The organism is Lacipirellula limnantheis (genome assembly GCF_007746075.1).
Taxonomy (GTDB): domain Bacteria; phylum Planctomycetota; class Planctomycetia; order Pirellulales; family Lacipirellulaceae; genus Lacipirellula; species Lacipirellula limnantheis.
The window spans coordinates 5636154-5649671 of the sequence record NZ_CP036339.1; the positions used below are offsets into that span (position 1 = coordinate 5636154).

Here is a 13518-nt window from a genome sequence, read left to right on the forward strand (position 1 = left end):
TATCCTGTGGGCTGACGCTGCTTTTCGGCCGCCGCTGGGTTCAGAGGTTTCTCGCTATGTTGACTTCGCTGCTGCGATTGTCCATTGCTCTGTCGCTAATGCTCATGGCAATGCCGTCGACGTCGCGCGCCGACGAGGCGAAGGCCGAACCGTCGGCGCCGCCGCTCAGCAAAGAGTATTTGGAGAAGTGGACGCCGGGGGGGAATCGGAACGATCCGGGGCTCCCCTATCCGCACGTCACCGCGCCGTTTCAGGCGGAGGATGACGACGACTGGCGCGACGGGCGTTGGCAGCAGACGCAGAAGGGGCCGGCGGTGGCTCATTCGACGCTGCTTCCCGATTACGAGGTGGGGCCGAAAATGACGGCGGTCGACGCCGGCGGCGGGACGTGGCTGCTGCACGATCTCGAAGCGGGGTCGTTCGTCGCGGCGGTTACGGGGGGCGAGTTGCGGACTGACGAGGCGCGGTTCGGGATGCTCAATCGCCCGCTGCTGTTGGGGGACGTGGCGTTCTATGTGCCGGCCGAACGGGCGTGGCGGAAGACGCTCGCCGGCGCGGCGCTTGATCGGGCGAGCATCGATCATCAAGGGCGCTATTTGCACGACGATCATGTGTTGCTCGCGACGACGGTCGACGGCGTCGAGGTGCTGGAGACCGCCCTGCCCTGCGATGGCGCGGGCGTCGCGGTGCGCGAGATGGAGGTTGGAGCTCACGACGCGCCGCTGTGGCTCGCCGTGGCGACGGCCGACGAGGCGCAGTTGGACGACGACGGGCGGCGGGCGACGTGGCGGGATCGACATGGCGTCGAACGCGGCGTCGAGTTGGCGGGCGCGACGCCAGGGGTGCGGCTGGAGCGCGAAGGGACGGCGGTGCTGCTGAAGTGGCCGGAGGCGAAGGAAGCGGCGTCGGCGCGGTTGCGCTATTTGCCAAGCGACGCTAAGCCGCACGCGGAAGGCGATGCGGCGGGTGAACTTTTAACGGCGCCCCCTTCGCTTACCGCGCTGAAATCACCCGGCGGGCGGCGCTGGGGCGAGCCGCTCGTCACGCAGGGGGTGCTCGCCGCGGCTAGCGACCAGCCGTATGTGGTCGATCGCATTCCGCCGCCGCGCGAAAATCCGTTCAAGGCGCTCTTCTTTATCGCGGGGCTCGACTTCTTCGCTAACGGCGACGCGGCCGTTTGCACCGTGCATGGCGACGTGTGGATGGTGCGCGGGCTGGATGCGGACCTGAAGCATGTCACCTGGCAGCGATTCGCCACGGGCTTGTACCAGCCGCTGGGCCTCGAAGTGGTGGACGGCAAGGTGATTGTGCTCGGCCGCGATCAATTGACGCGGCTGCACGATGCGAACGACGACGGCGAGGCCGATTTCTACGAGTCGTTCAATCACGATCTGGTCACGCACGGGCTGCCGCACGCCTACGCGATGCGGCTGGAACGGACGCCCGACGGGAGCTTTGTGTTTCTCTGCTCGGGCGAGCCGCCGCATGGGAGCGCCCTGCTCAAGGTGAGTCCCGACGGCGAGCGGCTGGAAGTGGTGGCGCGGGGCTTTCGGCATCCGTTCGGCATCGGCGCCGGGCCGAATGGCGAGATCACCGCCGCCGACAACGAAGGAAATTGGGTGCCGTCGTCCAAGATCGATCTGATCACGCCGGGGGGATTCTATGGATTTCTCGGCGGCGCGACGGAGCAAGGCGACAATCCGAAACCGCTGCGGCCGCTCTGCTACATCCCGAAGGTGGTGGACAATTCGAGCGGCGGTCAGTTCTGGCAGACGAGCGAGGCGTGGGGCCCGTACCATCGCGGCGGGATGTTTCATTTTTCGTGGGGGCGTTGCACGCTCCATGCAGTGCTCGAACACCATGCGGGCGACGTACATCAGGCGGCGACGGTTGAAGTGCCGGGCGTGTTGCTGGAAGCGGGGCCTGGCGAGGCGGAATTCAGTCCGCGCGACGGGCAGCTCTACGTCGTCGGGCTCGACGGCTGGCAGACGGCGGCGACGGTCGACGGGTCGCTGGAGCGAATTCGGTACACGGGCAAGCCGGTGTTGTTGCCGAGCGGGTTTGCGGCGTACGCGGATGGAATCGAATTGAAGTTTGACGTGCCGCTCGATCCGGCGTCGGTGGCGCAGGCCGGCGCCGTGCACGTGGAGCAGTGGAACTACCTGTGGAGTTCGACCTACGGCTCGTACCATTACTCGGCGAAGGAACCGGAACGCGTCGGACATGATCAGGTCGAGGTGCAAGCGGCGACGCTGTCGGGCGACGGCAAGACGCTGTTCTTGCAGATCGCGGGGCTGCGGCCGGTCGATCAGATTCAAGTGGCGCTCGATGTGAAGACGGCCGGAGGCGAGCCAGTGAAGGCGAATGTCTATGGCACGATCAATGGGCTCGTTCCGCGCGGCGAAGCTGACTCGGCGTCGGCTTCGGCTTCAACGGGGAAGGCGGCGTTGGAGCAACTCCTCGCGAAGGACAATCTCGTGGCATGGTGCATCGTGCCGTTCGATGCAAAGCGACGCGGGCCGGAAGAACGGGCGGCGATGCTCGAGCGGCTGGGAATCAAGCGCGTGGCGTACGACTGGCGCGAGGAACACGTGCCGCAGTTTGATGAAGAGCTCGAGGCATATAAGAAACATGGCATCGCGCTGCACGCCTTCTGGACCCCGGTGAACACGGCGACGCCGCTGGAGGAGCCGCATTGGCCGTTGATTCTTGATCTCGCGAAGCGCCACAACGTGCGGCCGGAATTGTGGGTGATGCTGAACGACGCGCTGGTGACGTCGCTGCCGGAGGAAGAGCGCGCGGTTCGCGCGGCGGAGATCTTAGCGCCGGTCGCTCGCGCCGCCGCCGAGCAAGGGTGCAAGATCGGTCTCTACAACCATGGCGGTTGGTTCGGCGAACCTGACCACCAGATTGCAATCATTGCCGCCATGAAGGCGCTCGGCGTCGACAACGTGGGGATCGTTTACAACTTTCATCATGGCCATGAGCACATGGCCGACTTCCCTGCACTGGCGAATCGGATGGCGCCTTATTTGATGACGGTAAACGTCAACGGCATGCGGGCCGGCGGGCCGAAAATCCTATCGTTCGGCGACGGGGACGACGGCGGCGCGGCGGAACGGCGGATGTTGGAAGCGCTGGCGGCGGCGGGCTATTCCGGACCGATTGGGATTCTAGGGCATCGCGAGGAGCGTGATGTGGAGGAGTGTTTGCGGGAGGGGATTGAGGGGGTGGCCGGGAGCAGGGGGCGGTGACGCTTGTGGGGGGGCGGGAATATTTGGGGATAGCGTAGGGAAGTTCGGGCGGAGCGCTCCGCTAGCGCGTCACGGCTAATACTTTGATTGAAGAACTAATCGACATTTCGCGCATCGCTCCAATTGGGGAGTTTTGTGACGTTTTTGACGCATGGGGAGCGCGACAACTTGTTGCGGCAATCGGCGTCAAGAATTAGACTGAACGGTTGCCGCACCGCACGATCGGCGTCCTTTTGTAAACTCCGCCGACGGTCCCGCTCGACATGCCGCGCCATTCTCGCCTGAATCGATCGACGCCAGCGACCTCCGGTCGCTCGCTGCGTCTGGAACCGCTGGAAGACCGGCGGGTGCTCTCTGTGACGCTGGAGATGCTGACGGACGTCGGCTCGACGCCGCACTCCGGCGACTCGAATCCCTATGGGTTCGTGCAAGTCGGCGATCTGACTTACTTCTCGACAAGGCCAGGATCTCCGCCTGCATCCACAACGGAAACCTGGGTGACGAACGGGACGACGAACGCCACCCGGTTGCTGAGCGAAGTGCTGCCAGGCGATTTGCTTGTCGGCGGCGTGGTGGGGAACGTGGCGGGAACGCTTTACTTCACGGCCAGCCTGCCTGACTTGACCGGCTACAAGCTATGGCAGTGGGGAGGAATTGGCAGTGAGCCGACGCCGGTGCTCAGCGCGACCGGCCAATCGCTGTCGATCGCAACGCCCATCGTTGAGGTCGGCGGCGTCTGGTATTTCGGCGCGCTGGCCACCTCTGTCGGCGTCGGAGCGGAACTGTGGCGCACGGACGGAACGCAGGCTGGAACCTATCAGGTGAAGGAGATCCGCCCGGGGCCTGTAGGCGGATTCAACCTACCGAATGCCGGACGCCAGCCGACGCTGTTCAACGTGAGCGGCAGACTGATGTTCATCGCCAACGATGGGACGCACGGGAGCGAACTGTGGACTAGCGACGGCACTGAGGCCGGCACCGTCATCGTGAAGGACATTCAGGCTGGCAAATATAACGGCATCGCGCCTTCTTCCTTCTACGGCGCCATGGCGGCGGTCGTGGGAGACTTGCTGTACTTCAGCGCGGCGACGGGGCCCAGTGATTCTGAATTATGGCGGAGCGATGGAACCGATGCGGGAACCTACCGCGTTAAAGACATTCGCCTGGGCAATCAGGGTTCGACGCCGCAACATCTGACGAACGCCGGCGGCGCGCTTTACTTTGCGGCTAATGACGGCGCTACTGGCAACGAGCTTTGGAAAAGCGATGGCACAGAAGCCGGCACGGTGCTAGTCAAGGATATACAGGCTGGCGCCTCGGGGTCGGGGCCATTTGATCTGACGGAAATGAACGGCCTGCTGTACTTCGGTGCAAGCGCTGCGGTGTGGTGCAGCGACGGCACGGAAGCGGGAACGACGCTACTCTTCGGCGACCAGCCGATTCCCAATTTCATTCAACTTCCCATGCCACTCGGATCGCTTAACGAGACGTACGCGAATCTCGACCAGATCGTTAATCTCAACGGAACGCTGTACTTCCCGGGCCGGGATAGTTACGGCTCGCAATTGATCGCGCTCTGGAAGTACGATGGCGCCGGCAATGCGACGCGCGTGCTGAGTAACAATACGGCCGGAGTCAACTCCTTCAATACGTTTGAGACTATCCATTTTTTAACGGCAGCGGGCGATAAGCTCTACTTCGCGGGAGACTCCTTTTACCACGGCAACGAACCGTGGATCAGCGATGGCACGACGGCGGGGACGCGGCTGCTCAAAGACGTCACCGGCATGGATACTGATTCGAGCGTGAGCGGGCTGACCAACGCTAATGGAACGCTTCGCTTTATCGCCAACACGGGAGTGAGTTCGCAAACGCCGCCGCGAGGCTGGTGGACGACGGATGGAACAATTGCCGGAACGACAAGCTACGCAGCCAATACCGGAAAGATGAATGGCTATTCCTTCATTGGTTCTGCGGGAGGTCTGACGTTCTTCAAAACAACCAACTCGTCGAGCGACAACGACTGGGAGTTGTGGCGGACCGACGGGACAGCGGCGGGGACGTTGCGGGCGAAGGATATTCGCCCCGGCGCCGAGAGCGGTCTTGGCAGCGGGTCGACCGGCGCCGTTGAGATGAATGGATTTCTCTACTTCCGCGCGAATGACGGCATTCATGGCTTCGAGTTGTGGCGGAGCGATGGGACCGAGGCCGGGACGACGATGGTCGCCGATGTATTCCCAGGCGACATGAACGGTGTCAGTAACGTCAATTTCACTCCGATGGCCAATGTCGGCGGGACTCTCTACTTCGTTGCCAACGACGGCGCCAGCGGCAACGCGCTTTGGAGAACGGACGGCACCGCGGCGGGGACGAACTTGGTCAGGACGTTCAATACCTGGACGCCAAGGAACCTCTATAACGTCAACGGCACGCTGTTCTTCGGCGCGGGACACGACGACAGCGGACTTGAGCTTTGGAAAAGCGATGGGACGGAAGCGGGGACCGTGATGGTGAAGGACATTGCCCCGGGCAACTCGCTGTGGCATGTCGATCCGCCGGGCTTCGCGAACATCGGCGATACGATCTACTTCATCGCGAACGACGGCGTCACCGGGCCTGAGATCTGGAAGAGCGATGGGACAGCGGAAGGGACGCAGCTCGTCAAGGACATCCGCAGTGACGGCGTCGCACTGCTCAGTCAGTTTACTGTCGTCGGCAATACGCTCTATTTCTACGCCAACGATGGCGTACACGGTTCCGAGTTGTGGAAAAGCGACGGGACCGAGGCAGGCACGACGTTAGTGAAAGACATTCAACCGGGCGCATCCTCGGGAGTCGGGGGCATCGCGAATCCCGTCAACGTCGGCGGAATTCTCTATTTCAGCGCCACCGATGGCGTGAACGGCGCCGAACTCTGGCGTAGCGACGGCACCGAGGCGGGCACCTATATGGTGCGAAACATCAACGCCGTCTTCAGCGGGGCCGGCGGATCTGACCTGAGGTCGCTGACGAATGTTAATGGCCGACTCTACTTCGCGGCGAACGACGGAGTGCATGGGTCTGAGTTGTGGATGCTGTCGCCCGACGACGCGGCGATGGCGGCGGGCGACTACGACCAGAACGACGTGACCGACGGGGCGGACTTCCTCAAGTGGCAGCGGGCGTTTGGCTCCGCCGACGTCACCAACGACGGCGACAACGATGGAACGGTCGGCAGCGGCGATCTTGACGCGTGGGAGGACAATTTTGGAGCGCCGGAGTCAGCATCGCCGTCGAGTGGAGTTGCGGCGGCGGTAGCGGCGATCCTCGCTGATGAAGAAGCGGGGACGGATGGTGCGTCGACGACAACAACTTCGCAAGGTTCGTTGGGAAGTGCCGCTGGCGTGAGCCCATGGGCGCGGGAAGCGATTTTCGCCGCTGGGGATTTCTCACTGCTATTTAGAACTTTTAATCCTGCGAGCGAAGATTGGTTGGCAGGTCGGCGTGGGCGCGGAGCGAGACGCTGAGCCGCAAAAGCTGGACTCTCTGTAGGCTGCGCGCAGCCAGCGTTAGGGCAGCACCGATTCGCGAGGAAAGGGCCCTGCGGCAAAGGCTTCGTCGATAGCCGAGCAAGCGTTCTCGCCCACGGGGAACTCGGCGTCAGGCCTGGGAGGCGGCTCGATCTTTGAGTTCCCCGTTCGCGGCATCGCCGAGCGCACGAGAGGAGTCGGCGCGATCGAGGCCCAATACGCCTTGCGGGCAGCCAGGTTGCTGTCGCGTGTTTGCAACGGCGTCGACAGAACCGATCCCAGCGCGAGATTGACGTTGAGCGACCACGCGCGGTCGGTCGATGAGTCGTCTGCTTCGCCGTTGAGGCTATTGCTCGGCAACGGCAGGGGCTCCAAACCTGAGCCCCCTTCCAACGCCAATGCTTCAGCCGCTGCGACGACGCCGCCCGCGGCGCCGTAGTTGGATCGCCAACGGACAAGGTCGGAACCGTTGACGACGCCGTCGCCGTTGTCGTCGGCCGAGTCGCCCGAGTTCGCTACGCCGAGCTGCCGCTGCCAAAGGAGGAAGTCGGCGCCTTCGACGTTGCGGTCGCCGTCGAAGTCGCCGGCGGGGGAAGCGGGGTCGAGGACCCAGAGTTCGCGGCCGTGGATCTTGTCGTCGGCGACAAAGAAGAGCTTGCCGTTGACGTTGGCGAGCCATGCGGGATAGGAGTCGCCGCTGCCACGATTAATGTCGGCGACTCGGAGCGTGCCTTCCACCGTACCGTCGGTTTTCCACAACTCCTGACCGTGGCTGCGATCCTCCGCCAATAAATAAAGCTCGCCGTTGAACTCGGCGAGAGGATCGGCGCGGAGATCGTCGTCGATCGGCACCACGAAGGTGCCTTCCGCCGTGCCGTCGGTCCGCCATAGCTTTGAGTTGGAGAACTGAGAAACAGCAGCAGTGAAGTAGAGCAAGTTGCCAACCGCGGCAAACCGTGTTGACTGTAAACCAAAAAGCCCTTCGATGACTTCTTTAAATAGATAAGTTCCCGCCTCGGTTCCGTCGCTGCGCCACAGTTCATTGCCATGGACGCCGTCGTTGGCGCGGAAGTAGATGACATCGCCGCTCCTGGTGATGCCTCCGATACTTGACGACGCACTGCCCGGCAAAATGTCCTTGAGCAGATAGGTGCCGGCGGTCGTGCCGTCGGTGCGCCAAAGTTCTTCGCCATTGGCGCCATCGTTGGCGGCGAAGTAGACGACGCCGTCGACAACTCCGACGCGGGGAACTGCCTGCAATGCGAGCGGCGCCGCCAGCGTCGTCAGCCGAACAGTTCCAGCGGCCGTGCCGTCGCAGCGCCAGAGTTGCGTCCCGTTCGTTCCGTCGTTGGCGAAAAATTGGAGGACGCCGTTGATGTTCGCCAAGCCCTGCGGCCGGCTGTCGCCAGGGCCGGGGTTAAGGTCGACGACTCGCCCCGTCCCTTCCAGCGTGCCGTCGCTTCGCCAGAGTTCGACGCCATGTGCAGCGTCGCCGAGCGTGAAGTAGAGCGCGCCGTTGACGTCCGTCATCTCGGCAGGCGCGTGGTTGCTGTCGCGTTCTCCGAGGTCGGCGACGAATATTGTGCCGGCGTGAGTGCCGGCGCTCTTCCAAAGTTGTATTTTCACGGCGAAGCCGGAATAGGCGGCCGTGAAGAAAAAAAGGTTGTCGCCGACTTTCGTCAGGTTGTGCGGACTCGACCCCACCGTGACGACGTTGACTTCCGTCACGACGCTTGTTCCAGCAGTGGTTCCATCGCTCGTCCAGAGCTGATGCCCGGAGCTGCTAATGGCGGCGAAAAAGAGTTTGCCGCCAGTAGAGCTTATGCTTTGTGGACGCGAGTTTTTTGAACCGGGAGCGATGTCTTTCACGAGCATCGTCCCGGCGCTAGTGCCGTCGCTCACCCAAAGCTCCTCGCCGCTCACGCCGTCGTTGTGTGCGAAGAAGAGGCGTCCTTCATGGGCCGCCGCTTCATTCAGCCAAACGCTGCTACCGCCGGCAGTAAACTCCTTTACGACGACGGCGCCTGGTGCTGCGCTATCGGCCATCCGAAGTTTCGGGACGTTGGTGCCGTCATACGCGCCGAAAAAGACCTTTCCGTTGACGTTGACCAGATACTCCATGTGCGAACTATCCGGCCCGGGCACGACGTCTTGGACGAGCTGGGTTCCTGCGACTGTTCCATCCGTTTTCCAGAGTTCGGCGCCGTGGACCAAGTCGTTGGCAGTGAAGTAAATGAACTCGCCAGCGACCGTCATGTTCGATTGGCTTCGATCTCGGAACCCGACGTTGAAGTATTTGATCAAGATAGTGCCGGCCTCGGTGCCGTCGCTCTTCCACAACTCCCGTCCTTGATCAGTAGAGGAGACGAAGTAGAGCATGCCGTCGAGCGTTACTGGATCGGATGCTGCCGACGAGTGGTCCGGGCCGAAATCTTTGACCAACACGGTTCCCGCCGCGGAGCCGTCGCTCTTCCAAAGTCCGCCGCCCCCTAGATATGACGACGAAGAAAAGTAGAGCGTGCCGTTCAAGTTCACCAGGGAACTGACGCTGCCCACGTCCTCGACGACGACAACGGTGCCCGCACTTGTTCCGTCGGTCTTCCATAGTGAAGTGACGTCGTCCCAATCAGTCTGCGTGAAATAAGCAACGTTTCCAGCCACCGTTAGATCGAGCAGGTCAGGCGAGGAGAAGAACCGGTCGGGTGGGATGTCGTAGATAGACGACGTGCCGGCCTCCGTGCCGTCGCTGCGCCAGAGTTGTCGTCCGTGGACGCCGTCGTCAGCGGTGAAGAGTAGCGTGCCGTTAAGATTGACGAGTCCGTCAGGGGCTGAACCGTAAGTTCCATACCAAATATCTTTCACAAGGTAGGTGCCGGCCTCGGTGCCGTCAGTGCGCCAGAGTTCGCTGCTGCCGCTATAGGTGCTTGCCGCACCGGCGTAGTCGCGCGCCATGAAGTACGCGAAGCCATTGACGTCGGTGAACCCATTCAGACTCGTCTGGTTCGTCGGCGTCTGGTTGACGTCGATCAAACGGGGCGACGCGCTGAGCAGGGCGCGGTCTTCGAGGCGCTCAAAGGAAAGCTGGTGGTCTGCGGATGACGGGCGAGCGTCGACGCGAAGAGAGCGGGCCATCGATGATCCTGGGAGATCCTGTTTACTGGGGGGCCGTCACGCACCGTTTTCTCCGCGCGCGTTGCGATGAGCGGCAAAAAGGAAAGGAGAGGATGGGGTTGTCCAGTGTAGCCAGTTTGCGGGAGAGTTGTTTGGATGGGTGAAGAAAATGGGAAATGTCTTTGCGGCGCGTGGAAACGCGATCCGATGAAGCTTCGCGACTGACGGTCATGCGGTCATCCTGCCCCCTATTTCGATTTGGGAAGCGGCCTAGAGGTCGCTGTTTTGCGGCGAACGGCGGCATTTCAGCGCTGCCAGCGACCTAGGCGGCTAGGGCCCAGCGGGGTATTTTGGCGGTTTGTGCGAAGGGGGCGTTACGCTCGCTTCCGGCGGGTCGGACCGGGTGCGCGAACATTGATGTTCGCCGGGGCCGGAACGGCCCGGCTCGCTGATGGCGGCTTCTTGATGGCCGTCTGCTGAACACCGCTGAATGTCGCTATGCCTGCTCCTACCGATCGTCGCGTTGTGATTACTGGCCTGGGGATCGTCTCGCCGTTGGGGAACGACCTGGGTGCGTTCTGGTCGGCGCTTGTCGGCGGACGAAGCGGCGTTGAGCCGCTGGTGAATCTCCCCGCTCTCGACGGCAAGGTAACCTACGGCGGCGAGTGCCGGCAGTTTGCGGGCGAGATCGACAACTTCGGCGAGCTCGAAAAGGAACTGAAGAAGTCGATCCGCAAGGCGCTCAAGATGATGTGCCGCGAATCGATGATGGCGGTCGCGGCGTCGCAGCACGCGATCGTTGACGCCGGGTTCGGGGCGGCGTCGATGGAGCCCGAGCGGAGCGGCGTCGTCTTTGGCAGCGACTATATGCTCAGCCCGCCGGAGGATTTCATCAGTGCGATGAAGAAGGCAGGCATCGGCGCCGGCGGATTTGAATACGGCAAGTGGGGGACGGACGGGCTGCGGGACATGAACCCGCTCTGGATGCTGAGCTACTTGCCGAACATGCCCGGCAGCCATGTGGCGATCTTCAACGATCTGCAGGGGCCGAACAATTCGCTCACCATGCGCGAGGCGTCGGGACTGATGGCGATTCGCGAGGCGGCGCAGACGATTGCCCGCGGGCACGCCGATCGGATGATCGCGGGGGCGACGGGGACGCGCATCCACTCGTTCAAGACGGTGCACGCGACGCAATCGGAGCAGTTGGCCAATCCCGAGCTGCCGCCGCACGAGGCGTCGCGGCCGTTCGACGCGAACCGCACGGGGATGGTGGTGGGCGAAGGCGCCGGGGCGGTGTTGCTGGAAGAGTACGAAGCGGCGAAGGCCCGCGGGGCCAAGATTTACGGCGAATTGCTCAGCACCGGCAGCAGCGCGGTGGCGGACCCTAACTTGAAGGCAGGCCGCCAGGTCGCGCTGGCCAATGCGGCGCGGGCCGCGCTGAACGCAGCGAAGCTGTCGCCGCAGCAACTGGGGCACATTTCAGCCCACGCCATGGGGACTCGCGCGGGCGACGTGGAAGAAGCGGCGGCCCTCCGCGATGTGCTCGGAGAGAGGATGCAGGAAGTCCCGGTCGTGGCGGCGAAGAGTTTTTTCGGCAATCTCGGCGCTGGGGGCGGCGTCGTCGAGACGATCGCCAGTCTGCTCGCTCTCCGCGAAGGGATGCTCTTTCCGACGCTCAATTTTTCGACGCCCGATCCGGAGTGTCCGGTACGCGCCTCGGGCGGGGCCGACCTCGCTGCCGGCAGCAGCTTTTTGAAGCTGAGCGTGACGCCGCAGGGGCAGGCCGCGGCTCTGTTGGTCGCGACGGTTTAGGAGAAGTCGCCCGGATCGACGCGCGGTGATTCTGAGCGAAAGCGAGGAATCTAGTGGACCGGACGCGTTGGATCCTTCACTCCGTTCACAATGACGGCAGCCTCTCCTGCGGCGCGATCGTTTCAATCGCTCCGTCGGGAGTCAGGGGTGGCGTTTGACGCCGTTCGCCCAACCCCAGCGGGTTGACACCCCACTGTGGTCCCGGTAACCTAACCAGATTGCGGAACGCTTTAAGTGCTTCCGTAGAACGAGTTTGGCGTTTCGTGGGGGTTTAGCTCTCGCGAATGGCGCTCAAGCTCTGCCTATAGCCGAGGAGTCGCTCCTCAGGCTATCGGCGTCGCCGTCAGGAGTGACGGCGCACAATTCGAACAACTTGAACAACCCGGTTTGCCGCGCGGCGGGCGAATACGCCGCGAAAGAAAACAGCCTATGAATCCCAACGAAATCCTTCGCATCGTCGACGCGATCCACCGCGACAAGAACATCAATAAGGAAATTGTGTTCGAGGGGATCGAGGCTGCGCTCGTCTCGGCCTTGAAGAAGCATTACGGAGAAGAGGCTGAAATCATTGTCGCCATCGACCGCCAGACCGGAAACGTCTCGGCGACGTGCGACGGCGAGGTCTTGCCGTCGGAAGAGGTCGTCGGCCGCATTGGCGCTCAGACCGCCAAGCAGGTGATGATCCAGAAGATTCGCGAAGCGGAGCGCGACGCTCTGTACGACGAATACACCGAACAAATCGGCGACATGGTGAGCGGGGTGATCCACCGCTACGAAGGCGCTGCCGCCACCGTGGCCCTGCCGAACGTCGAAGCGATTTTGCCGCGCAGCGAGCAGATCCCCGGCGAGACGCACCATGTGAACGAGCGGGTCCGCGCGACGGTGTTCGAAGTTCGCAAGAGCGGCAGCCGCGTGAAGGTGATCCTCAGCCGTACCCGCCCGCAGTTGGTGCAGCGGCTGTTCGAGCAGGAGATCCCGGAAATTATCGATGGCGTCATCGAGGTTCGCGCCATGGCCCGCGAGCCGGGCTACCGCTCGAAGGTGGCGGTCAGCTCGAGCGACGCGCGCGTCGATTGCGTCGGCGCTTGCGTCGGCGTCCGCGGCAATCGCATCAAGAACATCGTCGACGAGCTCGGCGGCGAGCGAATCGACATCGTCCGCTGGGATGACAACCTCGAGGTTCTCATCCCGAACGCCCTGCAACCGGCCGAAGTCGAGCAAGTGATTCTCTGCAAGATGCTCGGCCGCGCGATCGTGCTGGTCCGCGAAGATCAGCTGTCGCTGGCGATCGGCCGCCGCGGCCAGAATGTTCGCCTCGCGAGCAAGCTGTCGGGCTGGGACATCGAAATCATGACCCAGGACGAGTTGGCCGAGTCGATCGACCGCGCCGTCACCGGGTTCAGCCAGCTCGAAGGGATGACGGTCGATCTGGCCGAACGGCTCGTCGAAGAAGGCTTCCTGAGCTATGACGACCTCTCGGTCATCGAACCCGACGCGCTGATGGCGATCGGCGAGTTGAGCGAGGAAGAGGTCGACAAGATCGTCGCCCAGGCCGAGGACAAGGCGATGGAAGCCGAAGCGGCGGCTCAAGAAGCGCGTCGCAAGAAGCGTGAAGAAGATCGGATCGCAGCGATCGAGGCGGAGCATGTGGCGGCCGACATCGCCGCCGGCCGCATCCCGACCGCTCCGACGGCGCCGGTTGACGGCGGCATCGCGGACGCCGACCTGGCGGACGTTCCGGACGAAGTCGATCCGATCGAATCGGCCGTGGAGAACATGGGCGGAACCGAGAGCGAGGGATCGGCGTCATGATCGACGCCACCCTCACG

Annotated in this window: 5 protein-coding genes; 4 read left to right on the forward strand and 1 reads right to left on the reverse strand. The window is 63.0% G+C overall.

Annotated features, from left to right (window positions below; all coding sequences use genetic code 11):
• Window positions 1-56 precede the first annotated feature (56 nt).
• On the forward strand, window positions 57-3254 hold the full coding sequence (locus tag I41_RS21970) for a TIM barrel protein (RefSeq protein WP_145435045.1): 3198 nt from the start codon (window positions 57-59) through the stop codon (window positions 3252-3254).
• Between the two features lie 263 nt (window positions 3255-3517).
• Window positions 3518-6760, forward strand: a complete 3243-nt coding sequence (locus tag I41_RS21975) for an ELWxxDGT repeat protein (RefSeq protein ID WP_145435046.1) — start codon at window positions 3518-3520, stop codon at window positions 6758-6760.
• Window positions 6761-6802: 42 nt separating this feature from the next.
• Here the strand turns inward: I41_RS21975 and I41_RS21980 are convergent, their stop codons facing one another.
• Window positions 6803-9895: an ELWxxDGT repeat protein gene (locus I41_RS21980; RefSeq protein WP_145435047.1), complete on the reverse strand. Its 3093-nt coding sequence runs from the start codon at window positions 9893-9895 to the stop codon at window positions 6803-6805.
• 477 nt (window positions 9896-10372) lie between these two features.
• On the opposite strand from I41_RS21980, the gene I41_RS21985 reads away from it, so the two are divergent.
• Together I41_RS21985 and nusA are read left to right on the forward strand one after the other, a co-directional pair.
• Window positions 10373-11689: a beta-ketoacyl-[acyl-carrier-protein] synthase family protein gene (locus I41_RS21985; RefSeq protein WP_145435048.1), complete on the forward strand. Its 1317-nt coding sequence runs from the start codon at window positions 10373-10375 to the stop codon at window positions 11687-11689.
• A gap of 429 nt (window positions 11690-12118) precedes the next feature.
• Window positions 12119-13501: a transcription termination factor NusA gene (nusA, locus tag I41_RS21990; protein WP_145435049.1), complete on the forward strand. Its 1383-nt coding sequence runs from the start codon at window positions 12119-12121 to the stop codon at window positions 13499-13501.
• Window positions 13502-13518: the final 17 nt, after the last annotated feature.